This window comes from Rhizobium leguminosarum bv. trifolii WSM2297 (genome assembly GCF_000271845.1).
In genome coordinates this window covers 1926951-1951175 of sequence record NZ_JH719395.1, presented here as the reverse complement: position 1 = coordinate 1951175, position 24225 = coordinate 1926951, and the positions used below count along the sequence as shown (strand labels likewise).

Below are 24225 nucleotides of genomic sequence, written 5' to 3'. Positions count from 1 at the left end.
GGCAGACACACACCCGCGAATTTTGACGCTAGTGTGGAATTTATGAAACCGTGCTGAACAAAATATGAAATTCACTAAGATTTCCTTTTACTCATAAACGTTTGCGTCTTCGTGTCAGTTCCGCAAAATCCATGGTTGCGGCAAAAACACAAGATGGGAATGGCGCCGATTGACGAATGACGGCGCAAAACCTAACGCTGAGGCGGGCATAAACCCTCAAGGAGACCCGAGATGATCGAATTTGCCGCCGCAAGCGGGCCGCGCCTGATGCTGGATGAAACATCGGTGCTGGATATCGGCGGATGCATCGTCGAAGGCGTCGATATGGCGCCGAAACGCGCCATTCCCGACGATGGCGATCCGCGAATCGATCACTCTCTCGAAGGCTTCCTGTTCACCTGCGGCCCGGATCATATCCGTCACCGCCAGCCGATCGCCGGCCGCGCCGACGGCAAGGTCTATCCACTGCACGGATCGGCCCCCGGCCATGCGGCCAAGGTGCTGTGGACGAAGTACGAGAACGGCAATGCCGAATGCCGCGCCGATATCGACATCGTGACCGTCGAGGGACTGCCGCAGCGCATCGAGCGGCTGTGGCGGATCGACGGGGCGAGCGGTGAGGTGCGGCTCGAGGACCGGGTCGTCAATACCAGCGACCAGACGGTGCCGACCTTCCTGATGTATCACATGAACACCGGCGGCAAATGGCTGGACGAGGGCACACGGCTGGAAGGCCGGATGCTGGAGAATGGCGGTTTCCTATGGACATTCGGCGAAGAACCGGGCGGCATCTTCTGTGTGGCGGCGCCGGCGACCGAGCAAGGTTTCGCAGAGGTTCGCCTCGGACCGATCGCCGCGATCGGCGGCAGGACGCTCCGCGTCCGCTTCCACGCCGACACGCTGCCTTACCTGCAGGTCTGGCGGAACCAGAAGGCGCCCGCTCATATCATCGGCATCGAGCCGGTCTCGCATCGCTGGGTCACGCGCGACGAGCTTCAGGCCGCCGGTGAGTTCAATATGCTGGCGCCTGGCGAGAGCCGCAGCTATGTGCTGACCTTCGCCTTCGTGTAAGTGAAGTGTTGTTGACGCTTGCCGGCCTCCCGTCGTAGACCTTCAGCCCACGATTTTGAGGAGACAAGACGATGGATATTCGCCAGATCGACGATGAATATTCTGTTTCGGGCCAGATCACGCTTGAGGAGCTCGACGAGATCAAGGCGCTGGGGTTCAAATCCATCGTCTGCCACCGCCCCGACCACGAAAGCCCCGATCAGACGTCGTTCTCGGTCATCGAGGCGCGCGCCAAGGAACTCGGTCTCGATATCGCCCATGTGCCTGTCGGGCCGATGGGCGTGACCGAGGAAGCGGTGCAGGGCATGGTCGATGCGCTCGACGAATTCCCGCGGCCGATGCTCGGCTATTGCCGCTCCGGCGCCCGCTCGACGGCGATTTATCAGAAGACCCACCATATCCGTAGCTGAGCCCCAGCGTTTCGGGTCCCCATTTCCGGCGCTGCGCCGCAGCGCCGCCATCTTCCATTCACTCAGGAGACTATGATGAGCATTAAGCGTATCGACGTCGGCGCGCGCATGAGCGGCGCCGTCATTCACGGCAACACGGTCTATCTCGCAGGCCAGGTCGGCGAGGGCGAAAGCGTCACCGATCAGTGCAAGTCCTCGCTTGCCGAAGTCGACCGCCTGCTGGCTGCCTCAGGCAGCAACAAGTCGAAGATCCTGCAGACGATCGTCTACCTCTCCGACATCGCTTATTTCGCCGAAATGAACGCTGCCTGGGAAGCCTGGATCGATCCGGCCAACCCGCCGGCCCGCGCCACCAGCGAAGCCAAGCTCGCTGCGCCGAAATACAAGGTCGAATTCATCGTCACGGCTGCGATCGACTGAGGTCGCATAGGGTTTGAGATTTCTTGAAGCCGGTGACGCTCTCACCGGCTTTTTGTTTGGGCGATTTCGGACAGCGTTCTGGTCGGCGTGATCGCTTCCGGATCGAGTTTGACCTCGATAATCGCCGGCTTGCCGCTTTGGCGCGCCCTCTCGAAGGCAGGGGCGAATTGCTCGGTGCTTTCCACCGTCTCGCCATGGCCGCCATAGGCGCGGGCAAGGGCTGCGAAGTCGGGGTTGGTCAGATCGGTGCTGCTGACGCGGCCAGGATATTCGCGCTCCTGATGCATGCGGATCGTGCCGTAAATGCCGTTATTGACGACGACTGATATGATCGGCAGACCGTAGCGCATGGCAGTGGCGAATTCCTGGCCGTGCATCAGGAAACAGCCGTCGCCGGCAAAACAGATGACCTCGCGCTCGGGAAACAGCCGCTTGGCGGCGACGGCGGCGGGCAGGCCGTAACCCATCGAGCCGGAGGTGGGGGCGGCCTGGGTGTTGAAGCGGCGGAAACGGTGAAAGCGGTGCACCCAGATGGCGTAGTTGCCGGCGCCGTTGGTGAAGATCGTGTCCGGCCCGGTATTGGCCTCCAGCCATTCCATGATCGGCCCCATGTGGACGGCGCCCGGGCCTGTCGCTGGCGGCTTCGACCAGGCGAGATAGGCCTGGTGCATGCGCTGTGTATGCTCCGCCCAGTGCGGCTCGGCCGGCGCTTCCAGATCAGCGAGTGCTTCGACGAAATCAGCCGGCGCGGCGCAGATGGCGACATCCGGGCGGTAAATGCGCCCGAGTTCGGAAGGATCGGGATAGATATGGACTAGCGATTGCTGGGGGTAGGGAATGTCGATCAGCGTATAGGACGAGGACGGCATTTCCGACATGCGGGCGCCGAGCAGGATCAGCAGGTCGCTCTCCTTGATCTCCTTGGCGAGTGCCGGATTGATGCCGATGCCGACATCGCCGGCATAGCAGGGGTGGAGATGATCGAACAGCATTTGCCGGCGGAAGGAGCAGCCGACCGGCAGTTGGAAACGCTCGGCGAAGATTGCGAAATCGGCGACGGCATCGGCATCCCAGCGCGTGCCGCCGAGGATCACCATCGGCCGCTCGGCCTTCAAGAGTCTGAGATAAAAGTCGTCGATCTGGCTGCGGCCGGGATGGGCCTCGACGCCGGCATAGCGCCTGGCGCGGGGCGCCTCGACCTCGTCGCGCAGCATGTCTTCCGGCAGTGTCAGCACCACGGGGCCGGGGCGGCCGGAGGTCGCCACCGCAAAGGCGCGAGTGACGAACTCGGGAATGCGGGCGGCATCGTCGATCTCGCCCACCCATTTGGCGAATTCGGTGAAGGCGCGGCGGAATTCGACCTCCTGAAAGGCCTCGCGCTCGCGCGCTTCGCGCTGCACCTGGCCGATGAAGAGGATCATCGGGATCGAATCCTGCTTTGATATATGCAGACCGGCAGAGGCGTTGGTGGCGCCGGGACCGCGGGTGACCATGCAAATGCCGGGTTCGCCGGTCAGCCTGCCCCAGCAATCCGCCATCATCGCCGCCCCGCCCTCCTGGCGGCAGACGAGGACGTCGATCTCGCTGTCGCGTAGCGCGTCGAGGACCGCGAGGAAGCTCTCGCCGGGCACGCAGGACAGACGTTTGACGCCGTTCGCCTTCAGCGCCTCGACGATCAGTTCCCCGCCGGTCTTTTTCATGACGATGCTTTCCTCTCGCGCTCAGTGAGTTCCGCCAGAATTTCTTCCGTGTGTTCGCCGAGACGCGGGCTTGGCCTGCTATAACGCAGCGGCGTCTCCGACAGCACCACCGGTGTCCTCACCCCGGGGATCACAGTGCCGGCAGCATCGGCAAGATCAATGCGCAGGCCGCGAGCTTCCACCTGCGGATCGGCGAACATCTCCTCGATCGTGTTGATCGGACCGGCGGGAACCCCATTCTCCTCGCAGGCCTTCAACAGATCTGCCTTCTGCCATTTCAGCGTCTCGGTGGAGATGAGCCGGCGGACTTCGCCGCGATTGGCGACGCGGGCCTTGTTGGTGGCGAAACGCTCGTCGCCGGCCACCGTCTCCAGGCCAAGAATGGTGCAGAGGCGGCGGAACTGGCCGTCGTTTCCAACCGCCAGGATAAGATAACCGTCGGCCGCCGGCACGACCTCATAGGGCGAGATATTCGGATGGGCATTGCCGAGGCGGGTGGGTGCGGTGCCGGAGACCAGGTAATTCATGTTCTGATTGGCAAGCACGGCCGATTGCACGTCGAGCAGCGCCATGTCGACGAGCTGGCCTTCGCCTGTTTTCAGCGCGTGGATCAGCGCGGCTTCGATCGCCGAAACGGCATAGATGCCGGTGAAGATATCGGCGATGGCAACGCCGGCCTTCATCGGCTGGCCGTCCGGCTCGCCGGTGATCGACATGAAACCGGACATGCCCTGGACGATGTAATCATAGCCGGCGAGGCCGGCAGAGGGGCCGGTCTGGCCGAAACCGGTGATCGAACAATAGACGAGCTTCGGGTTCAGCTTGCGCAGGCTGTCGTAATCGAGGCCGTATTTGACGAGGCCGCCGAGCTTGAAATTCTCGATCACCACATCGGCGGTGGCAACAAGGCGGCGGACCAGATCCTGGCCTTCCTCGCTCTTCAGATCGGCGGTGACGGAGCGTTTGCCGCGATTGGCGGCGTGGTAATAGGCGGCCGAGAGGTTTTCGCCATCCGCATCTTCGACGAAGGGCGGGCCCCATTGGCGGGTATCGTCGCCGCCATCGGGATTTTCGACCTTGATGACGTCGGCGCCGAGATCGGCGAGCATCTGGCCCGCCCAGGGGCCGGCGAGCACCCGGGCAAGCTCGATCACCCTTATGCCGGCAAGCGGCGGCTTTTTCGTCGTCTCCGTCATATTCCCTCGTCCGTTTCTACGGCGCCAGCGTCACCTCAGATGTATCGGATACAGGCTTTGAAGCAAAGCGGCGCTCGCGCCAGAGGATGTACAGGCCCGATGCCATGATGATCATGATGCCGAGCCATTTGACCGCATTCGGAAAGTCGCCGAAAACCAGCCAGGCAAAGATCGTCGCCGAGACGATCTCGAAATATTGCAGCGGCGCCAGCGTCGAGGCCGGTGCCGCGCGATAGGCATAGACGCCGAAGATGCCGGCGATCGCGGCCATGGCGCCGACGCCGGCGAGATAGAACCAGGCGGGACCATCCGGCATGACAGGATCGAAGATGTCGGAGCCGGTGCCGTCACTGAGATAGAGGAGGATGGCGCAAAACAGCAGACCCCAGATGCCCATCTGGAACTGCATCGCCCAGGGGTCCTCCTTATGCGAGAGCACGCGGGTCATCAGCACGAAGATCGCGATGCAGAACGCGCTGACGACGGGCAGGAGGGCGATATAGCCGACCTCCTGAAAACTTGGCTGGATGATCAGCATCGCCCCGAAGAAGCCGACGCCGCAGGCGGTATAGCGCCGCCAGCCGATCGTCTCCTTCAGGAAAATGCCGCCGAGGATCGTCAGGATGATCGGCTCGACGAAGAAGATCGCAATCGCGTCGGCGACCGCCATATATTTCAGCGTCGTGACGAAAGAGATCATCGACACGGTGATGATGGCGCCGCGGATGGCATGGAACAGGCTCTGGCGCCAGGAAAAATCGGTAAAGCTGCGTCGCCATATCACAATCGGCAGCATGCAGAGAGCCTGCACGGCAAACCGTGCGGCGGTGATCTCGGCAGAGGGGACGGTGACGATTGCAAGCTTGGCGAAAATATCGATGAGCGGCGAGAACATCACCGAAAGAAACATCAGCGCAAGCCCCATTGTTACGTCGGAGGCGGAGGAAGCGGGGCGGGCGGCGGTGCTGCTCATGATGGAATCTCTCTGGCTCAGGATTTTGCGACGGCCTCGTCGCACCAGGCGGCGAAGGCTGCGATCGCCGCGTCCGCACCGATCTCGTTCAGCGTTTCGTGCCGCATGTCCTGATATATCTGAGTGCTGATACGAGAGAAGCCCCGCGCCTTCAAATGGTTTGACAGCCAGATGATGGCTTTTCCACGCTCGGTCGCCGGGTCTTCTCCGCCGCCGACCAGATGGATCGGCATATCGCGCGGCAACCGGTCGAGATGAGACTTCTGCGGCGCGCGAAACGTCAGTTCGAAGAGATCGAGCCAGAGCGAGACCGAAGCATCGAAGCCGCAGAGCGGATCGGCGACATATTTGTCGACTTCACCGGGAAGGCGCGACAGCCAGTCGAACTCGGTGCGGCGGCCCGGGATCGATTTTCCCCAGGCGCCGAAGGTGAGCTTCGGCAGGAGGCCGCTCGGCACGTCGGAGCCCTTCAGCATGCGTTCGGCCAGCAGGATTGCCTGGGCGGCACGGCCGGCAGGGCCGACGGCGAAATTCGAATTCCAGACGGCGACGACGTCGAAATCGGCCGGCGCCGTGACGGCTGCATTGAGGGCGATCAGGCCGCCCATCGAATGGCCGAAGAGGATGACCGGCAGACCGGGATGGAGCATGGCCGCGTGGGCGCGCATGGCAAGGACGTCGCCGATCACCCGGTCGACGCCGCCTTGCCGGGCGAAACGGCCGATCGGCGCGTCAGGCGCCGTCGTCTCGCCATGGCCTCGGTGGTCATGGGCATAGACATGATAACCGCGCGCCGCCATTGCCTCGGCAAAGACGCGATAGCGTTTCGAATGTTCGGCGAGACCGTGCGATATCAACAGGATGCCGCGTGCCGGGGCGGCGGCCTCTGCATGGTGATAGGCGAGCGATGCCCCTGGCACGGCGAGCCTTTGCGTTTCAGAAAACATGGCATCCTCCCTGACGCAACAGACCAGATCAGCGCCCAAAAGCAACAGCGGTTCCGGGCTTATCCGATAACAAAATGCGGCAACGCTACGATTCATGGTTGCGGGCTTTTAATCTTCGTGCTTATTTGTTCCTGTATTGTTCTTTTTGGGGGTTGAAATGAGCAGCATGCAGTTGCGTACCTTGACGTTCGCCGTATCGATGGTTCTTGCCGGCGCCGCTTTCGCGCAGGAGGGCGGCGGGACGACCCGCTTTATTCTGGCGGCGAGCTGGCAGCCGGCCTTTTGTCAGACCAACCAGAAGAAGGCCGAATGCGCCAGCCAGACCGGCGAGCGTCCCGATGCGACGAATTTTTCGCTGCACGGGTTGTGGCCGATGCGACAGGATTATTGCGGCGTCAGCACCGAGCAGAAGGCCGCCGACAAGGACGGCAAGTGGAACACATTGCCGGAGGTGACGCTGTCGGCCGAAACGCAGGCGGCGCTGGCAAAGGCGATGCCCGGCACGCAATCCGGCCTGGAACGGCATGAATGGACAAAGCACGGCACCTGCACGAAAATGAGTGCCGAAGATTATTTCGGCGTCGGCGTGCATCTTCTGGGCGCGCTCAACACCTCGGCCGTGCGCGATCTCTTTGCCGCCAATATCGGCAAGCCTGTCAAGGCCGAGGCGATCAAGGCGGCCTTCGACAAAAGCTTCGGGCCGGGTGCCGGCGACCGCGTCAAGATGAGCTGCCGGCGGGCCGGCAATGTCAAAATGGTCAGCGGGCTGACGATCGGGCTTTCGGAGGCTGCCGGGGCGGCGTCGGCGAAGAGCGCCGGCCTTGCCGATCTGATCCAGGGCGCGGGAAAAACGACGTTCGGCTGCGACGAGGGCGTCGTCGACGCTGCGGGCTTCTGACCGGAAATCCTGCGTAAACCGGGTTTCGGCGTTGCTCGAAGGCGCTGTTTCGCCTACATAGCGGCACAATCGAAGTTTCCCGCCCGGAGCAGCGCAGCATGGCACGTCAGTTCATCTATCATATGTCCGGCCTCAACAAGGCCTATGGCAACAAGAAGATCCTGGAGAACATCCACCTTTCCTTCTACCCGGATGCCAAGATCGGTATTCTCGGGCCAAACGGCGCCGGTAAATCCACTGTGCTGCGCATCATCGCCGGCCAGGACAAGGAATATACCGGCGAAGCCTGGCTCGCCGAGGGTGCCACGGTCGGCTACCTCGAGCAGGAACCGCATATCGATCCCAACAAGACGGTGTTCGAAAACGTCATGGAAGGCGTTGCCTCGAAGACGGCCGTGCTCGAGCGCTACAATGAACTGATGATGAACTATTCCGACGAGACGGCGGAAGAGGGAGCCAAGCTTCAGGACATCATCGACAGCCAGAACCTCTGGGATCTGGAAAGCCAGGTCGAGATGGCGATGGAAGCTTTGCGCTGCCCGCCGCGCGACGCCGATGTCACCAGCCTGTCCGGTGGTGAGCGCCGCCGGATCGCGCTCTGCCGCCTGCTGCTTTCGCAGCCGGACCTGCTGCTGCTCGACGAACCGACCAACCACCTGGACGCCGAGACGATTGCCTGGCTCGAAAAGCATCTGCGCGACTATCCGGGCGCAGTGATGATGATCACCCACGATCGTTACTTCCTGGACAACGTCACCGGCTGGATCCTCGAACTCGACCGCGGCCGCGGCATTCCCTACGAAGGCAACTACTCGGCTTACCTGCTTGCCAAGGCCAAGCGCATGCAGCAGGAAAACCGGGAAGAGGCAGGTCGCCAGAAGGCGATCAGCCGCGAACAGGAATGGATCGCCTCCAGTCCGAAGGCCCGTCAGGCAAAGTCCAAGGCGCGTATCAAGTCCTATGAGCAACTGGTGGAAGCCGCCGAAAAGCAGCGTCCCGGCGACGCGCAGATCATCATCCCGGTCAGCGAGCGCCTCGGCCAGGTGGTCATCGAGATGGAAGGCATCACCAAGGGGTTTGAGGGCCGCACGCTGATCAACGACCTGTCGATCAAGCTGCCGCCCGGCGGCATCGTCGGCATCATCGGCCCGAACGGCGCCGGCAAGACGACGCTGTTCCGGATGATCACCGGCCAGGAAAAGCCGGACGCGGGATCAGTGCGCATCGGTGAGACGGTCCATCTAGGTTATGTCGACCAGAGCCGCGATGCACTTGACGGCAGCAAGACCGTCTGGGAGGAAATCTCGGGGGGCGCCGAAATCATCAAGCTCGGCAAGTTCGATATGAACTCCAGAGCCTATTGCGGCGCCTTCAACTTCAAGGGCGGCGATCAGCAGCAGAAGGTCGGCAACCTCTCGGGCGGTCAGCGCAACCGCGTTCACCTTGCCAAGATGCTGAAGGCCGGCGGCAACGTGCTGCTGCTCGACGAACCGACCAACGACCTCGATACGGAAACCCTGGGTGCGCTGGAAAGCGCGCTTGAGGCGTTTGCCGGATGCGCGATCATCATCAGCCACGATCGCATGTTCCTCGACCGCCTGGCGACGCACATCCTGGCTTTCGAGGGCGAAGGCCATGTCGAATGGTTCGAAGGCAACTTCGAGGATTATGAGCAGGACAAGGTTCGCCGTCTTGGCCCAGATGCCCTCAACCCGGGCAGCCAGGCCCATAAGCGCCTGACGCGCTGATCACAGCCTTTTTGCAGTCTAGCCCCGGTTCGGCCGGGGCTTTTTTACGTCAGCGCTGTCGCAATTTGAGCAGGCAATTTCGCTGGAGTGCGAATTGCCGCTTGTCACCATCGTTCAAATCACATAAAGATATCTTTATATCTTGATTGGATCGAAGATGAGCGAACCGTTGAAGCTTGGACTGGATGCGCTGGTGGACGTCATGAAGGCGGCCGGCGAGCCCACGCGCCTGCGTCTTCTGGCGCTTCTTGACGGCGGCGACCTGACGGTGACCGATCTTACCGAAATTCTCGGCCAATCCCAGCCGCGCATCTCCCGCCATCTGAAGCTGCTCGGCGAGGCCGAACTGATCGAACGCTACCAGGAAGGCGCCTGGGCCTATTTCCGGCTCAAGCAGGACGGCAAGGCGGCCATGCTGGTGCGGGCATTGCTGAAGCATGTCTCTGAAAACGATCCGACCGTGCTTCGCGACGGCGAAAGGCTGTCGCAGGTCAAGCGCCAGCGCGCCGAGCGGGCGCAGGCCTATTTCAGCCGCAACGCGGCGGAGTGGGACGAGCTTCGCCGCTTGCATGCCGCCGATGAGGAGGTCGACGCCGCCGTCATCCGGCTGCTCGGCAACCAGCCGATCGATTCGCTGCTCGATCTCGGCACCGGCACCGGCCGCATCCTCGAGCTGCTGTCCGGACTTTACCGCCGGGCGATCGGCGTCGATGCCAGCCGCGACATGCTGAGCGTGGCGCGCGCCAATCTCGACAAGTCCCGCATCACCAAGGCCACCGTGCGCCACGCCGATATCCTCAACCTGCCGTTCGAGGGCCAGGATTTCGACCTGGTGACGATCCATCAGGTGCTGCATTTCTTCGACCAGCCGGAGATTGCGATCGCCGAAGCGGCACGCATGCTGCGGCCGGGCGGCAGGCTCGTGGTCATCGACCTTGCGCCGCACACGCTCGAATACCTCCGCGACGAGCATGCGCATGTCCGTCTCGGTTTTTCGCACCAGGCGATATCCGACTGGCTGCACAGGGCCGGGCTCGACGTCGAGCAGGTCGTCGATCTTCATCCGGGTCAGCAAAGCGGGCAGGGGTTGACGGTCACCGTCTGGCTCGCGCGCGATCCGAGGCGCCTCATGGCTTCGCAGACAAGCGAAGGCGCCGAACCTACATTTGCCGGGAGAGTATGACATGGCTTTGAATAACGAAGCACGCGGCCGCAACATTGGGATTTCCTTCGAATTCTTTCCGCCGAAATCGGAAGAGATGGAGGGCCAGCTCTGGCAGACGGTCAGCGAGCTGCAGGACTGGGATCCGGATTTCGTCTCGGTGACCTATGGCGCCGGCGGCACCACCAAGGCGCCGACGCTGACTGCCGTCACACGGTTCCTGTCGCAGACGCCGCTTGCCACCGCCTCGCACCTGACCTGCGTCGGCGCGACGAAGGAAGAGACGCATCAGATGATCGAGACCTTCCGCAAGGTCGGCGTGACGCATTTCGTGGCGCTGCGCGGCGATGCGCCCGGCGGCGCAGGCGCACCCTACCAGCCGCATCCCGGCGGCTACGCCAATGCGGCGGAGTTGGTGGCCGGCCTCAAGGCGGTCGGCGATTTCGAGATTTCGGTCTCGGCCTATCCGGAAAAACACCCGGAAAGCCGCGATACGGCTGCCGATATCGACATGCTTAAGCGCAAGGCCGACAACGGCGCCGACCGGGCGCTAACGCAGTTCTTCTTCGATAACGACAATTTCGAGCGCTACCTGGAGAAGGTGCGCGCCGCCGGCATCTCGATCCCGATCGTGCCCGGCATCATGCCGATCCAGAACCTGACGCAGCTGAAGCGTTTCGCAGGCGCCTGCGGCACCGTCATCCCGGCCTTCCTCGACGAGCGCTTCGCCGGCTTCGACGACAGGCCCGAAGAACGGGCGAAGATTGCGGCCGATGTCGCCGCCGAGCAGATCGAGGATCTCGTCCGGCGCGGCCTTGATGAGTTCCATCTCTATACAATGAACCGTTCGCCGCTGGTTTCCGCCGTGCTCGACAATCTCGGCCTCTCGCGGCGGGCGGCAAAAAGTGCAGGCGCGGCCGCCTGATCTTCCAGTTCAAAAAGTGAAAAGCGCATGTCGGGCGGGACATGCGCTTTTTCATTGGCGGATTGATCAGGGGAGTTCAGGTACTACCAGTCATTACGCCTTCGTGTCGCCGGCTTAGATGAAGAGCATGGACAAGACGAAAGCAAACGCTGCACTGACCAACAGAACATTCAAGGATTGCGTGAGTCCCATGTCTGTCTCCTCGCGTTAACCGGACAATAATATGTCTGAAATATGTCGGTTGGGAAGCAAATTCTATGCTGCGCTGCAGAAGGCTGCGGTGGACAAGTCGAGCAGTGCTTCTGCAAGAAGTTGAAATAAAACGGTAATTTTCAATAAATTTTTGTTCACAGATTTTAACATGCCGTTAAATCCGGCGACTGCGTATTTACCTATGCGCCTGAAACATGGCGAGCCCGCAACCGGTTGAAATTATAGGGAATCCGCAACCGGCCTTCAAGCGGTGCGGGTCAATAGGTGATAGGCGCGGCCGTCCAGAATGACGAGGCCGAAACCGATCAGCGCCATGCCGGCGAATTCGCCGAGCGTGAACCCCTCGCCGAGGAACAGCACGCCGAGAAGGATGGCGCTCGGCGGCACCAGCAGGGTGACCAGCGAGGCGTTGGTGGCGCCGGCGGCCGCCATGATCCGGAAATAGAGAATGTAGGCGAAGGCGGTCGATACCAGCGCCAGCGCCAGGATGGCGAGGAGGATACCGACTCCCGGCAAGGGGAGCGTCCAGGGGCGATCGGCCACCAGCGATAGCGGCAAGGTGATCAGCGAGGAGGCGGTCAGCTGGCCGGCGGCGGTGACCGGGGCGGGAACATTCTTGAAACGTTTGCCGTAAGTGGCGGCGAAACCATAAGAGATGGCGGCAAGCACCGGCAGAAGCAGCGCCCAGAGCGGCGCCTCGCCGCCGGACGAGATGCCGGGGCCGATCAGCATGATCGTTCCGGCCAGGCCGACGAGGCAGCCGGCGATCTTTGCCGATGACAGCTTCTCATCGGAGGTCAAATAATTGGCGATGAGCACGGTCCAGATCGGCGTCGTCGCGTTCAGGATCGCGGCGAGGCCAGCGCCGATGCGGGTCTGGCCGAAGAAGATCAGCGCATGCGGCAGGGCATTGTTGATGAGGCCGAGGAGCAGGAACTCGCGCCAGCGGGCCTTGAGGATCGAATAAAAGTCGAAACGGCCGGCGATATAGAGATGCAGCGCCACGGCCGCGAGCAGCAGCCTGAGGAAGACGAGCGTTAGCGGCGGCACATGCTGGACGGCGATGCGGGCAAAGAAGAAGGAGCCGCCCCAGATCAGGCCGAGCAGGACCAGCAGGCTCCAGGTCCAGGCATTCATCCTGCTGTCCATGCCGGTTCCTCCACGCGAAGCCGCTTCGCCGCCCTATCGTCCGTCGATAATAATGGGCCGCGATTCTTCACCCCTATGTTGAGGGCAGGCGGCCGTCAGCGCCACCCGTTTCTTGCGAAGCGGGCAGCGGTGCGGTGTCCGCGGGATCAGAGGGCGTTGAGCAGGGCAGGCGTTGCCCAGCCGTCTGCCGGAATGCCGAGACGCTGCTGTTCCTTCTGGATCGCGACGCGCGTGCCGGACCCGAGGATGCCGTCGATCTCGCCGACATCATGGCCGAGCGATTGCAGCTTGGTCTGCAGCGTCTTCATCTGGTCGTTGGCGAGCCCCTGTTCCGGCACGCCCTTGAGATAGGTCGGGGCACCGGAAAGCCGGGTCCCGAAATAAGCGGCCGAGGTCGTGTAGATGAACGACTTGTTCCATTCGAGATAGATCTTGAAATTCGGGTAGGCGATGAAGGCCGGTCCCATGCGGCCCTGCGGCAGCACCAGGTCGCCTTCCAAATTGCCGAAGGCGGTATTGCCGTCACGCGGCTTGACGCCGAGCGCGAACCATTCACCTGCCTTCATCGTGCCGCCGAGGCCGGATTTCTCCCAGGGCAGGTTATCCGGCAGGGTCACTTCCTGCAGCCAGGGCTGGCCGCGCTCGAAGCCGAGGTGCTGGATGAACTTCGCCGCTGTCAGGATGGCGTCCGGGCCACTCTGCTTCAGGCGGACGTGACCGTCGCCGTCGCCGTCCATGCCATAGGCGATGATGTCGCGCGGCAACATCTGCACCTGGCCGATCTCGCCGGCCCAGGCGCCGGTATTGGTGGCGGGGTCGAGATCGCCGTGCTGGACCATCTCGATGAGGGCGATCAACTGCGGGCGGAAGAGCTCCGGGCGGCGGCAGTCATGCGACAGCGTCACCAGCGCACTGCGGGTGTTGAAATCGCCCTGGACGGCGCCGAAATCGGTTTCCATCGCCCAGAAGGCGGTGATGACGCCTGGGGGAATGCCGAATTCCTGCTCGGCGCGGGCAAAGACGTCGGCATATTGCTTCATCTTCTGGCGGCCGATGTCGAGGCGGGCCTGGCTGACGGTGCGCTGGGAGAATTCGAGGAAGGTCTGTTTGAAGACGCCCTGGGCCCGATCCCGGCTGAGAACCTTGGGGTCGATCTCGGCGCCGGCAAGGGCCGCGTCGGCGGCTGCGGCACTTGCTCCGGCGGCAACCGCATCCTTCTTGACGCCGTCAAGGAAGGCGGACAGATCGCCGCCGCAGGGTGCGGCCGGGGCTGCGTCCGGCGCCTGCTGGGCGGCCGCGCCGCCGGCCAAGGCGAGGGCAAACAGAAGGGCGAGTGCAGAGCGGCTTGCGAGCGAGCGGTGCATGGATGCGGTCCTTATATCAAACAGATTGCCGTCGCTTTCACAGAGGAATGTGACGGAAGCAAGAAACATTGGAAGACGTTACTAAGAATTTCTATCCTTGGAAACGGCGGCAACCCAATTGTTCCAGTTCTTTGCACTGCCGGCAAAGACATTGATATCCGTGGGACCGCTGATACCGGGAATGACGCCGGTCGAGGTATATTGCCAGAAGGCCCAGCGGCGGTCGGTATAGGTCACATCGGGGTGTTTTGCCGTCGAACGGACCCAGAAATGATAATCCTGGAAGTAGCCGGCGAGATTGTCGCGGTGGAAATCGACCGAGGTGTAGATGATCGGGCGCTTGCCGTAATAGGCCTCCAGCCGGTCCATGAAACGCTGCATTTCGGCACGTACCGTTTGCGGATCGGGACGATAGCGGCAGGTCTTCGATTCGGCGTTCCATTCGACGTCGAGCACCGGCGGCAGGCGCATGGCCTCCTTCGGCACGTTGCGGATGAACCAGTCCGCCTGCTGATCGGCCGAGGAGCAGAAATAATAAAAATGATAGGGGGCATGCGGGATGCCGGCGGAGCGGGCCTCGCGCCAGTATTCGTCGAAGCGCGGATCGACCCTGTCCTTGCCTTCGGTCGCCTTGATGAAGGCGAAGGCGACACCGGAATTCTTGACCGTGTTCCAATCGATATCGCCCTGCCATTTGGAGATATCGATGCCATGGATCTGGTTCTGCTGCGGATGCTTTGGGCCGAAATCCTGAGGATCGGTGTCCTTGAAGCGCGTCTTCGGCTTGATCGATGCCGTTTCGAGATAGTCATAACCGGAGGAGGTGCAGCCGGCCAGCATGATGGCCAGGGGCAAAACGCAAAACAAAAGCCGGCGCATGGGCGTCCCGTCGTAACTCGAATGATCTCTTTGCCCCACAGCTTGACCTTCGGAAATGACGAGTCAGCGAGGGATAACCCTCTTTTCACCATATCAACGTAAAAAATCGGTTAGTTTCAAGCGAATTATGAGCGCTTGCTGATAATCGCCGCCCTCCAGGCATAACCGCCGCCGACGGTATCGAACAACAATCTCGCGTTGTTTTCATGGGCTTGCGCCTCCAGCACCTCGCGCAGATCGGGGCGCGGGGTGACGTGGAATTTTTCAAGCCAGGACTGCAGCATGCGGCGGAACCAGCCCGGCAGGCCTTCCTGCTGGCCGAAATCGACGATGTGCAGCTGGCCGCCGGGGTTGAGTGCGGCGATCGATGCATCGACGGCGCGCTCCCAGTCCGGGATCATCGACAGGGCGTAGGAGATCAGGATGCGGTCGAAGCCGCTGACGCCGAATTCGCGCGGCGTGAACGCCGTGGCGTCGGCGACGCGGAATTCCGGGATGGCCGCCTTGGTGGCGAAGGTCTTGCGCGCCGAAATCAGCATCTCTTGGGAGATGTCGAGGCCGAACAGCTTGGCGCTCGGGAAATGCCTGTGGGCGAAAGCCATGTTGCGGCCGGTGCCGCAGCCGACCTCGAGCAGGGTGCCGCCCTCGGGCACGTCGAGATTGCGGATCGTGCTGTCGCGGCCGAGGAGGTAATATTTGCGGGTGAGGTCGTAGATATGCCGCTGGTAGCGGTACATGCCATCCATCAGGCTGGCATGTTCGTTGCTCTTTCCTGCCGTCTCGGTGCCGACCTTGCTCACGCCTTCTTCCCGTAAATGTGGAAGCCGCCGTAGATTGCCGAGCGATCGAGCGCGGTCAGCTCCCTCGACTTCTCCTCGAAGTAATCCCACTGGTCGCGGATCGAAGGAGACAGGCGGCCTTCGATAATGCTCTTTTCGGCCGCGGTGCGGAAGATCACGCGGGCGCCTTCACGCGCCGTGCGGGTGATTTCCCGCCAGACGTCGTTCAGCTGCTCGTCCGTCATCCAGTCCTGCGCGTCGAGCAGGATGTAGCGGTCGCGCGAGGCGGCCGGCTCCCGGGCCAGAAGCTCGGTGAAGCTTGCATGGTGGACGTTGACGCGGTCGACATTGGCGCGGATCACCTCGTAGTGCTCCGACTTCAGATAGGTCGGCAGCGGGCCTTCCTGTTCGGCAGCGTAACGGCGGCCGAAGGCCTGCCAGGCGAAGTAATTGTCGCTCATCGGGAAATGGCAGGCGAGCTTTTCCAGGCGATGCTTCAAGACCGGTGCGATCGAATGATCGGCGGCGAGGCTTGCGAGTTCGTCATATTGCTGCGGCGGAATGCCGAGGCCGAAGAGCGAGCTCTTGCGGCCGGTGATCCAGCGCACGACCGGCTTTTCGAACAGCGGCGCGATCTGCTCTTCGAAGAACTGGCGCTGCTCGCGGATCGAGCGGGTCTTGGTCATCTCGCGCAGCTTGACGCCATGCAGGCGGGCAAGAAGGTGGGCTGCGCCGATAAAGCGGCCGAGCAGGCCGGTTTCGTAGATGTTGCGGTCGAAGACAGTGACGCGGCGGCGGCCGAACTTGCGGCCGTTCCAATAGCTGCGGGTCGCCTCGTCGAGCTTGGCGGCGAGATGCTGGTCATAGGCGCGGCTGTTCGACTTCTCGTTCGGCATCGCCAGGAAGCGGACGAGATCGGTGTGGCCGGGGAGGTGCTTGAAAGCGGCAAGCTTCAGGCGGTTCAGAGCGATGTGATGCGGGTTGAGATCGACGACGTCGATCGAGGCCGGCGCCTTGGAGAGATAGGCGAGCATGTTGCAGCCGCCGGAGCCGATGGTGACGATGCGATGGTTTGGCTTCAGTTCCATCGCCTGCATGTCGAGATCCGGATCCTCCCAGATCTGCGGATAAACGAGGCCGGAGAAGAGAAGGCCGAAAAGACGCTCGGAAAAGCCGTCCTTCGAAAAAGCCTTATGGCGGAGAAGGGCGTCCTTGAGTTTCCGGTTCTTGCGGAAGCCGGCATCCGGTGCAAATTCTGACATGAGTCTGTCACCTTTTTAGCGTTCAGGGCGTGTAGCGCGCCACTGCTACAGTTTGATGACGTGGGCTGTGGGGTACCGTTCACCGGAGAGATCGCCCTCCTGGTAAAGTGATCGCAATGACGGCTCTTCTTGGTTGCGGCCTCTTTCCGGCGCCGGCGATTCCTGCTTCTCTCCCGGCATGGAGGAATGCCATGCGATTTGTCCTGCGTATCCTGAAGGCGCTTGCTCTCCTTGTCGTGTTCGTCGTCATCGGTGCTGCCGGCTGGCTATTCGTCCAGCCGCCGGAACTGCTGCGGGTCGGTGACGGCTATGCCGCCAAGATCGTCTGCTCCAATGTCTTCATCGCCGGCCGGGAGGCCGAGGAGGTGCTCGAAGATGATGTTCAGGCGCCCGGAAATCCGCTGCTGCGGTTGGTGCGGGTCAGCGTCGACCGCGATAACGACCGGGTGACGGCGCGCTTCATGGGGCTGTTTGCACCGAGTTATGCGCTCTATCGCGGCGCTTTCGGCTGCACCAGCGTGCCGGACGGCAATTTCGAGGCGGCGGCGAATGCGGTGCCTTTCGACGCGCCGGCCAAGGTGGAGGCGAACGAGGCGGTGTGGCCGCAGGGGGAGGGCGCCGGCGATCAGCCGAACGCGAAGATCGCCGCGTTGCTGGAAGATGCGAGAGTTGTCGGCCCGGCAATGCGGGCGATCGTGGTGGTGCGCAATGGCCGCATCATTGCCGAAGCCTATGGTCCCGGCTTTTCAGCGAAGACGCCGCTGATCGGCTGGTCGATGACGAAGACGGTGAATGCTGCGATCCTCGGCCGGCTGATGCTCGACGGCAAGATTTCCTTCGACGACGACGATCTGCTGGCGCAGTGGAAGAACGACGGGCGCGCCAGGATCAAGGTCTCCGACCTGCTCGGTATGGAGAGCGGTCTTGCCTTCAACGAGGATTATGGCGATGTCGCCGACGTAACGCGCATGCTCTATCTCGATCCCGACATGGTATCGCTGCCGGCCAACGCACCGATGGAGGCAGAGCCGGGCAAACGTTTCCGCTACTCGAGCGGCACGGCGGTGCTCTTGTCGCGCATCTGGATGGACAGGGTCGGCAATGCACAGGCGGCCTTTTCCTATCCTGACGACGCGCTGTTTTCGCCGCTCGGCATGACGAGCGCCGTCTTCGAACTCGATGCACGCGGCACCTTCGCCGGAAGCTCCTATCTCTATGCGACCGCGCATGACTGGGCACGTTTCGGGCAGTTCCTGCTGCAGGACGGAGTCTGGAACGGCCAGCGGCTGCTGCCGGAAGGTTTCGTCGGCGCCATGCGCACGCCGACGGCAGCGTCGAACGGCCGCTATACGCAGGGCCAGGCTTGGCTGGCGCCCGGCGGCTCGAGTGCCAAGTTCGGGCTACCGGAGGATACGTTCTGGCTGACGGGGCATGACGGGCAGAGCGTGGCGATCGTGCCGTCCGCCGATCTGGTCGTCGTCAGGCTCGGCCTGACACCGAGCTGGCTCGGCTATCAGTCGCAGACGCTTCTCAAGGCTGTTCTGGCGGCCTTGCCGCAAACGGGAGCGCCGCAACAGCAGGCCGGGTCGCAACAGCCAGCGCAGCCGCAGCCATAGGCGGCTTCCGTCGTTCCAGTCGTTTATTGTTTAATAATTGCCCTGGGCGATGTCGGTCATGCCCTTGCGCTTAGCGTCGTAATAATAGCCGCGCGCATAGAGGCGGACGGCATCGTCTTCCCTGCTATCGGAGACGAGCCAAGCGCCGCGCAGATATTTCGCGGCATATTTGATGTTCGTTTCGGCATCGAAGAGACCGCCCGGGGCGCCGTCATACCCCATCGACTTGGCAGTGTTGTACTTGATTTGCATCAGGCCGAAATAGCCGCGCTTATTGTAAGCCTTCGGATTGTAACGGCTCTCGCGATGGACGATGCGGTGGAGCAGCGTTTCGGGAATTTCGTAGAGCTTCGAATATTTCTGAATGAGCTTGGTGACGAAGCTCTTTTCGACCGTCGGTGCATCGTCTTTGTCGTCGTCACTGAACATCGGCGGCGCTGTCGGTGGATCGATCGGCCCGGATTCGTCGAAACCGTAATCCATGCTGGCACGCGGCGTGGTGTCGACTGCGGCGAGCGCTGCAAGCGCGCTGTTCTGCGGTGTCGCGGCAAAGGCAAGCTCCGTCGTCGGCTGTGCCGGGGTTCCCGGACGCGGCGTCGGCACGACGGACTGGATTGCCGTCATCTCGGGCGTCAGCGGGATCTGCGCATAGGCTGCCGGCTGTATGCTGAGATCGGCAGGCTGAGAGGCTGTAACGGGCGGCATCGCCGTTGCGGTCAGGGATGGGGATGTCTGGGGAATGATGGCGCCGGCGACCTGACCGGCCGCGCCCTCTGCTGTCGGGATAGCGGCGAGTGTGGCGTCTTCGCCGGGTTTCGGCATCGGCACCACGGTCTGGGCGGCTGTCAGTTCGGCCTGGGAGGTGTATTCGACACTGGCGCAGCCGGTAATCACGCCGCAGCAGAGCACCGTAGAAACGACAAGACTGCGCTTCAGGCCGGACAATCCGATCGCTACCATTCCGTCACTTTCGTGAAATCGCGCCGCCCCGGCAGCGTTATAAAAGTTACTAAAAAGCTTAAACCCTGCCGACCCATTAACCTATTCGTGGCATTCCGGCAACCACGGAATATTTTAGAGCCTTTCCCGGTCAGATTGCAGCATTCTGTTGGCTCAAACGGAGTCGGATGGTCGACCGGCCGGCGCGCGTCGTAGCCCAGTTCTACGGCCAAGCCGGCCGGTCGATCAGCCGGCCCGTTTCAGCCAACCCTCCCGCAGATTTGCTTGGCAAATCTGCAAGACTCAGGAAACGCCGGGCGCACTTATCGCTTCGCCATGCGAAGCGGTGCGGCCGGTGGGCCGGGCATCTTTCCGCCAGGATCAAAGGCGATCGGCTCGGACGTACCTTGGAGTATGCCCGTCGCCAATCGCCTTTGCCCTGACGAAAACCTGCTCCGGCAGAATGCTGCAATCTGACCGGGAAAGGCTCTAAGCTGCAATACGGCGATACCCAGCGGTTACAGCACCTGCAGCGATCAGCAGGGTGCCGCCGGTACGATTTACAGCGCGCTGAACGCTCGCCTTGCGAATCAGGCCGCGCGCGGAGTGGGCGAGAAATGCGTAAGTAGAAGCGTTGAGGATCGCCAGGACGAGGAAGGTTGCTTCCATGATTGCCATCTGGCCGAAAAAAGGCAGGGCCGGATTGAGGAACTGCGGCACGAAGGCGACGAAGAAGATAATGCTCTTCGGATTGAGGGCGGTGACGACATAGGCGTGGAGGAAGATCTTGAGCGACTTTTCCTCCGGCAGATTGTCGTTGTCGGCAACCGGTTCGCCGATAATTGGAGCCCGCCAGAGCTTGATTCCCAGCCAGATCAGGTAGGCGCCGCCAATCCACTTCAAGACGGTGAAGAGCGTGGCGGAGGCGGCCAGGACGGCGCCGAGACCGAAGAGAGACGCGGTCATCGCGGTGAAGTCACCAAGCGCCACGCCGCCCACCGTCGCAAACGCAGTCCTGCGTCCATGACCGAGCGCATAGGAGACGACGAGCAGTATCGTCGGCCCCGGTATGGCCAGCATGATGGCGGATGCGGCCGCAAAAGCGAACCAGGCTTCAAGTGACATGGTGTCTCCTCCTATTCCTCAGGAACAAGCAAAGACATCATATTAACCATCCGTCAATCACGCTTCTTTGTATTTCTGCCCTATATTGTCCATGACTTCGGCAAACCATGCCGTCGACAGGTCAAAAGCCTTGCCGCCCTTGATGCGGGGGAATTCTATAGTGCGCAATTTACCGTTTTGCGCTTCATCGTGGCCGGTGACGCCGGAGACCTTGTTGAGCGCGCTTTCGACGGCGAGATCGACCATGCTCTGGATCAACCGGAGGTCGTCGCTGTTGGCAGGCGCCGAGCGGGCAAAATAGCCTGATTTCTGCACGAGCGAGCGTTCGGCATTCAGCAGGCTGGCGAACTGCTTCTGGAACCAGGCGCCGACATTGATCGTGTCGATCTTCACATGGCCGAAGGCGTCGCGCTTGACGGTCTCGCCGGCGGCTTCGCGCTCAGTGACGATGGCGTCGAGGCAGGCGCCTTCAGAGACGAAGACGGTGGCATGGCCGGTGCGGTCCATGCTTTCCTTCAGGCGGGCGGCCTCGGCGTCGAGGTCGAAGGCCATCTCGGGGAGGTAGACGGCGTCGATGCTTTTGAGATGCGCGTCCATCATCAGGCCGTCGACATATTGGTTGCGGCTGGTACGCTGGAGATAGGCGCGGGCGGTAGCGGCCGTCAGCCAGCCGCAATGGCGGCCCATGACCTCGTGGATGACGAGCGTGCGGGGGGCAGCCGTCTGTTCGTTGCCGACATTATCGAAGAAATGCGCGCCGACTTCGGCGGCCGTCCAGGCGCCGAGCGACTGGCGGATCGGCACGACATCGTTGTCGACGGTCTTCGGTAGGCCGACGACGGTGAGGTTGTAGCCGTTGGCGGCGAGATAGGCGGCAAGGTCGGCGGCAGTGGTGTTGGTGTCGTCGCCGCCGATCGTGTGGAGAATGGTGATGCCGTCATTGGCGAGGCGTTCGGCGGCAACCCGCAGCGGGTTGTCGCCTTCCTTGACCAGGCCGCGCTTGACGCAGTCGGCGGCATTGGTGAGCTTGACGCGGCTGTTGCCGATCGGCGAGCCGCCATAACGATGCAGCAGCGGCGCCTTTTCGCGCATATCGCGGGTGATCTGGATGCTGTCGCCGAGCAACACGCCTTGGTAGCCGGACTTGTAGGCGACGATGTCGAGGTCGGGGGCGATGTCACTGTAGCGTTCGATGAGGCCGCCGACGGCGGAGGAAAGACAGGGCGCCAGGCCTCCGGCGGTCAGCATTGCAACTTTCTGCTTGGCCATGATCCCTCCTATGGCGTTTCGGTGCGGCGGCGTCAGCTATAGGCGTCGCATCGAATTCGATTCAATCGACGCGCTTAGCCCATTGTTTTCATGCATGTCGTTATCCCGGACCCGCTGCACACTTCCGGGCGACATGCATGAGCGCATGGATGCGGCAGTGAAAGGAGCCTGTAAAGTAAAGAATTTACGAAAAAGCGCCTTTCTGCGACGTGGCGACCGGAAGAGCTGATATAATCGTTTCAAGCCCGTTCTGAATGCCGAGAACTCTTGTGGAAATTGCCGGCGGGGTGTGCTGCGAAGCGGAGGTGCCGAGCGCAGGAGGAACCTTTGCTGCGGTGCGACAATTACCAAATCGTGAAAACTGTGTTCGGCCCTACGACCAATAGTCGCCTTGCAAACGCTGCGATTCTTTGGTCAAGCTGTTCGCTATAAGTTGACAAGTGTGTGAGATTTTCGATGTCCTTCTGGGAAAAACTGTTGAATGCCATTGGCAATACCGCGGGCAATGCTCTGTCTGCGGTGGTCGAGGCTATAAGAACGGTTTTCGAAGGCGATCCCGAGACCCGGCGCAAGGTGGCCTTCTCCGTGGCGATCATCGCGCTGTCGGCCAAGATGGCCAAAGCCGACGGCATCGTCAGCGAGAAGGAGGTCGAGGCCTTCCGCGAAATCTTCGAATTTCCGCAGGACCAGGCAAAGAACGTCGCCAGGCTTTACAACCTCGCACGCCAGGACGTCGCCGGCTACGAAGCCTATGCCGAACGGCTCTCGACGCTCTGTGTTACCTGCGCGGCCAATTGCACGGTGCTGGAAGATGTGCTCGACGGTCTCTTCCATATCGCCAAGGCCGATGGGCTGATCCACGAGAAGGAACTGAATTTCCTCAGACATATCGGCGAGATCTTTCAGATGAGCGAGACGCGCTTCGAGCAGATCGCCGCCCGTCACGTCTCGTCCGGCGGCGATCCCTACAAGGTGCTCGGTGTGTTGCCCTCGGACGATTTCCCGACCATCCGCCGCCGCTATCATGGTCTCGTCAGTGAACATCATCCGGACCGACTGATCTCGCGCGGCGTGCCGAGGGAGTTCCACGTCATTGCCAATGAGCGCATGGCAGCGCTGAACGCCGCCTATGAGGCGATCGAGAAGGAACGCCGCGCCGCATGACCTCTTTCGAGGCCGACTGCGGGAGTGCCCGCGTGCAGCCGTCGCCAAACCATGGCGAGCGCGCGGACGGGCGCCGGCCGGACATGATCCTGTTGCACTATACGGGTATGCCGACGGCTGTCGGCGCGCTCGATTGGCTCTGTCGCGCCGAGAGTCAGGTTTCCAGCCATTATTTCGTGCATGAGAACGGCGAGGTGGTGCAGCTCGTGCCGGAGGTGCGGCGTGCCTGGCACGCTGGAAAGAGCAGTTGGCACGGCGAGACGGACATCAATTCGCTGTCGATCGGCATCGAGATCGCCAATGCCGGCCATCCCGGCGGGCTTCCCGATTATCCGAAAGAGCAGATCGCCGCGGTGATCGAATTGTGTCGCGACTGTGTCAAACGTTGGTCGATCGCGCCGGAACGGGTCCTTGGGCACTCCGATGTCGCCCCGATTCGCAAGGTCGACCCGGGCGAAAAATTCCCCTGGTCCGAGCTCCATCGGGCGGGTATCGGGCACTGGGTCGAGCCGGCAACGATCACCGGCGGGCGCTTCTTCCAGCGCGGTGATGCCGGCCAGCCTGTCGAAGCGCTGCAGTCGATGCTGTCGCTCTATGGGTACAGCACTGAAATCACAGGCCAATTTTCCGAAAAGACCGCGGGTGACGTAGAAGCCTTTCAGCGCCATTTCCGGCCTGAACGGGTGGATGGCATCGCCGATTTCTCGACGATCGACACGCTGCATCGGCTGTTGTCAGCGCTGCCGCGTTATTCCTGATTCCTCGACAATTACGGAAACGGCGAATTTCGCACTGCAGCGCGAAATTCGGCCTGCCACATCATTTCCCTATTATCTCCTCATTGCGATGGTCTAAGAACCTCCGCCAAGGGGTGCTCGGAGTTGTTTTCGAGTTAAACCACGGGCGTTATGTGAAATGATAAGAATTACCGTGAATCCAGATCGGTCCTTGATCTGGTATTTATCATGACAGCGAGGCGCGCCGTCCGGAAATTCTTTGGGTCGGAGTGTTCAAGA

Annotated in this window: 22 protein-coding genes; 10 read left to right on the top strand and 12 right to left on the bottom strand. The window is 61.8% G+C overall.

The window, feature by feature from the left end; translation table 11 throughout:
* Window positions 1-231: 231 nt before the first annotated feature.
* The 3 genes from RLEG4DRAFT_RS24840 (at window position 232) to RLEG4DRAFT_RS24830 (ending at window position 1901) form a co-directional block, all read left to right on the top strand.
* A complete protein-coding gene (locus RLEG4DRAFT_RS24840; protein WP_003580919.1) occupies window positions 232-1071 on the top strand; it encodes a DUF4432 family protein in 840 nt (279 codons plus the stop codon).
* Window positions 1072-1142: 71 nt separating this feature from the next.
* A complete protein-coding gene (locus RLEG4DRAFT_RS24835; protein WP_003580918.1) occupies window positions 1143-1481 on the top strand; it encodes a TIGR01244 family sulfur transferase in 339 nt (112 codons plus the stop codon).
* A gap of 75 nt (window positions 1482-1556) precedes the next feature.
* Window positions 1557-1901 carry a RidA family protein gene (locus RLEG4DRAFT_RS24830; protein ID WP_003580917.1) on the top strand — a complete coding sequence of 115 codons (345 nt, stop codon included), beginning with the start codon at window positions 1557-1559 and terminating at the stop codon, window positions 1899-1901.
* 41 nt (window positions 1902-1942) lie between these two features.
* Here RLEG4DRAFT_RS24830 and RLEG4DRAFT_RS24825 read toward each other — a convergent pair whose 3' ends face one another.
* Genes RLEG4DRAFT_RS24825 through RLEG4DRAFT_RS24810 form a run of 4 tightly spaced genes read right to left on the bottom strand, consistent with a single transcriptional unit; the run spans window position 1943 to window position 6717 of the window.
* Window positions 1943-3601, bottom strand: a complete 1659-nt coding sequence (locus RLEG4DRAFT_RS24825; RefSeq protein ID WP_003580916.1) for a thiamine pyrophosphate-binding protein — start codon at window positions 3599-3601, stop codon at window positions 1943-1945.
* Complete coding sequence (locus RLEG4DRAFT_RS24820) at window positions 3598-4797, bottom strand: CaiB/BaiF CoA transferase family protein (protein ID WP_003580914.1); 1200 nt, start codon at window positions 4795-4797, stop codon at window positions 3598-3600. The genes RLEG4DRAFT_RS24825 and RLEG4DRAFT_RS24820 overlap by 4 nt, the downstream gene beginning before the upstream one ends.
* 16 nt (window positions 4798-4813) lie before the next feature.
* Window positions 4814-5770, bottom strand: a complete 957-nt coding sequence (locus tag RLEG4DRAFT_RS24815; protein WP_003580912.1) for a DMT family transporter — start codon at window positions 5768-5770, stop codon at window positions 4814-4816.
* A 17-nt stretch (window positions 5771-5787) separates the two neighbouring features.
* Window positions 5788-6717 (bottom strand): alpha/beta fold hydrolase, encoded by a 930-nt coding sequence (locus RLEG4DRAFT_RS24810; RefSeq protein WP_003580911.1) that lies wholly within the window; start codon window positions 6715-6717, stop codon window positions 5788-5790.
* A gap of 157 nt (window positions 6718-6874) precedes the next feature.
* On the opposite strand from RLEG4DRAFT_RS24810, the gene RLEG4DRAFT_RS24805 reads away from it, so the two are divergent.
* The 4 genes from RLEG4DRAFT_RS24805 (at window position 6875) to metF (ending at window position 11450) form a co-directional block, all read left to right on the top strand.
* Window positions 6875-7615: a ribonuclease T2 family protein gene (locus RLEG4DRAFT_RS24805; RefSeq protein ID WP_003580909.1), complete on the top strand. Its 741-nt coding sequence runs from the start codon at window positions 6875-6877 to the stop codon at window positions 7613-7615.
* A gap of 98 nt (window positions 7616-7713) precedes the next feature.
* Window positions 7714-9363 carry an energy-dependent translational throttle protein EttA gene (ettA, locus tag RLEG4DRAFT_RS24800; protein ID WP_003580908.1) on the top strand — a complete coding sequence of 550 codons (1650 nt, stop codon included), beginning with the start codon at window positions 7714-7716 and terminating at the stop codon, window positions 9361-9363.
* 157 nt (window positions 9364-9520) lie between these two features.
* Entirely contained in the window at window positions 9521-10546 is a 1026-nt protein-coding gene (locus tag RLEG4DRAFT_RS24795; RefSeq protein ID WP_003580906.1) for an ArsR/SmtB family transcription factor, read from the top strand.
* A gap of 1 nt (window position 10547) precedes the next feature.
* Window positions 10548-11450: a methylenetetrahydrofolate reductase [NAD(P)H] gene (gene metF, locus RLEG4DRAFT_RS24790; protein WP_003580905.1), complete on the top strand. Its 903-nt coding sequence runs from the start codon at window positions 10548-10550 to the stop codon at window positions 11448-11450.
* A 456-nt stretch (window positions 11451-11906) separates the two neighbouring features.
* On the opposite strand, the gene RLEG4DRAFT_RS24785 is transcribed toward metF, so the two are convergent.
* The 5 genes from RLEG4DRAFT_RS24785 to RLEG4DRAFT_RS24765 form a co-directional block, all read right to left on the bottom strand.
* Window positions 11907-12812: a DMT family transporter gene (locus RLEG4DRAFT_RS24785; RefSeq protein ID WP_003580903.1), complete on the bottom strand. Its 906-nt coding sequence runs from the start codon at window positions 12810-12812 to the stop codon at window positions 11907-11909.
* Window positions 12813-12958: 146 nt separating this feature from the next.
* Window positions 12959-14176, bottom strand: coding sequence for a lytic murein transglycosylase (locus tag RLEG4DRAFT_RS24780; protein ID WP_003580901.1), 1218 nt, complete (start codon window positions 14174-14176; stop codon window positions 12959-12961).
* Window positions 14177-14257: 81 nt separating this feature from the next.
* On the bottom strand, window positions 14258-15055 hold the full coding sequence (locus tag RLEG4DRAFT_RS24775) for a glycoside hydrolase family 25 protein (RefSeq protein ID WP_003580899.1): 798 nt from the start codon (window positions 15053-15055) through the stop codon (window positions 14258-14260).
* A gap of 125 nt (window positions 15056-15180) precedes the next feature.
* The gene (locus tag RLEG4DRAFT_RS24770; RefSeq protein WP_003580897.1) at window positions 15181-15855 is read right to left on the bottom strand and encodes a class I SAM-dependent methyltransferase; all 675 of its coding nucleotides are present in this window, start codon (window positions 15853-15855) and stop codon (window positions 15181-15183) included.
* Window positions 15852-17096 carry a DUF3419 family protein gene (locus RLEG4DRAFT_RS24765; protein ID WP_003580895.1) on the bottom strand — a complete coding sequence of 415 codons (1245 nt, stop codon included), beginning with the start codon at window positions 17094-17096 and terminating at the stop codon, window positions 15852-15854. The genes RLEG4DRAFT_RS24770 and RLEG4DRAFT_RS24765 overlap by 4 nt, the downstream gene beginning before the upstream one ends.
* Window positions 17097-17287: 191 nt before the next feature.
* Between RLEG4DRAFT_RS24765 and RLEG4DRAFT_RS24760 the strand changes: the two genes are divergently transcribed.
* The gene (locus RLEG4DRAFT_RS24760) at window positions 17288-18712 is read left to right on the top strand and encodes a serine hydrolase domain-containing protein (RefSeq protein WP_003580893.1); all 1425 of its coding nucleotides are present in this window, start codon (window positions 17288-17290) and stop codon (window positions 18710-18712) included.
* 30 nt (window positions 18713-18742) lie between these two features.
* Here the strand turns inward: RLEG4DRAFT_RS24760 and RLEG4DRAFT_RS24755 are convergent, their stop codons facing one another.
* The 3 genes from RLEG4DRAFT_RS24755 to RLEG4DRAFT_RS24745 form a co-directional block, all read right to left on the bottom strand.
* Window positions 18743-19672 carry a lytic transglycosylase domain-containing protein gene (locus tag RLEG4DRAFT_RS24755; protein WP_003580890.1) on the bottom strand — a complete coding sequence of 310 codons (930 nt, stop codon included), beginning with the start codon at window positions 19670-19672 and terminating at the stop codon, window positions 18743-18745.
* 468 nt (window positions 19673-20140) lie between these two features.
* Entirely contained in the window at window positions 20141-20776 is a 636-nt protein-coding gene (locus RLEG4DRAFT_RS24750) for a LysE family translocator (protein WP_003580889.1), read from the bottom strand.
* Window positions 20777-20833: 57 nt separating this feature from the next.
* Window positions 20834-22045 (bottom strand): pyrophosphate--fructose-6-phosphate 1-phosphotransferase, encoded by a 1212-nt coding sequence (locus RLEG4DRAFT_RS24745; RefSeq protein ID WP_003580887.1) that lies wholly within the window; start codon window positions 22043-22045, stop codon window positions 20834-20836.
* Between the two features lie 456 nt (window positions 22046-22501).
* Between RLEG4DRAFT_RS24745 and RLEG4DRAFT_RS24740 the strand changes: the two genes are divergently transcribed.
* Both RLEG4DRAFT_RS24740 and RLEG4DRAFT_RS24735 read left to right on the top strand, forming a co-directional pair.
* Window positions 22502-23209 carry a J domain-containing protein gene (locus RLEG4DRAFT_RS24740; protein WP_003580885.1) on the top strand — a complete coding sequence of 236 codons (708 nt, stop codon included), beginning with the start codon at window positions 22502-22504 and terminating at the stop codon, window positions 23207-23209.
* Window positions 23206-23967 (top strand): N-acetylmuramoyl-L-alanine amidase, encoded by a 762-nt coding sequence (locus RLEG4DRAFT_RS24735; RefSeq protein WP_003580884.1) that lies wholly within the window; start codon window positions 23206-23208, stop codon window positions 23965-23967. Before RLEG4DRAFT_RS24740 ends, RLEG4DRAFT_RS24735 begins: the two co-directional genes overlap by 4 nt.
* Window positions 23968-24225 lie beyond the last annotated feature (258 nt).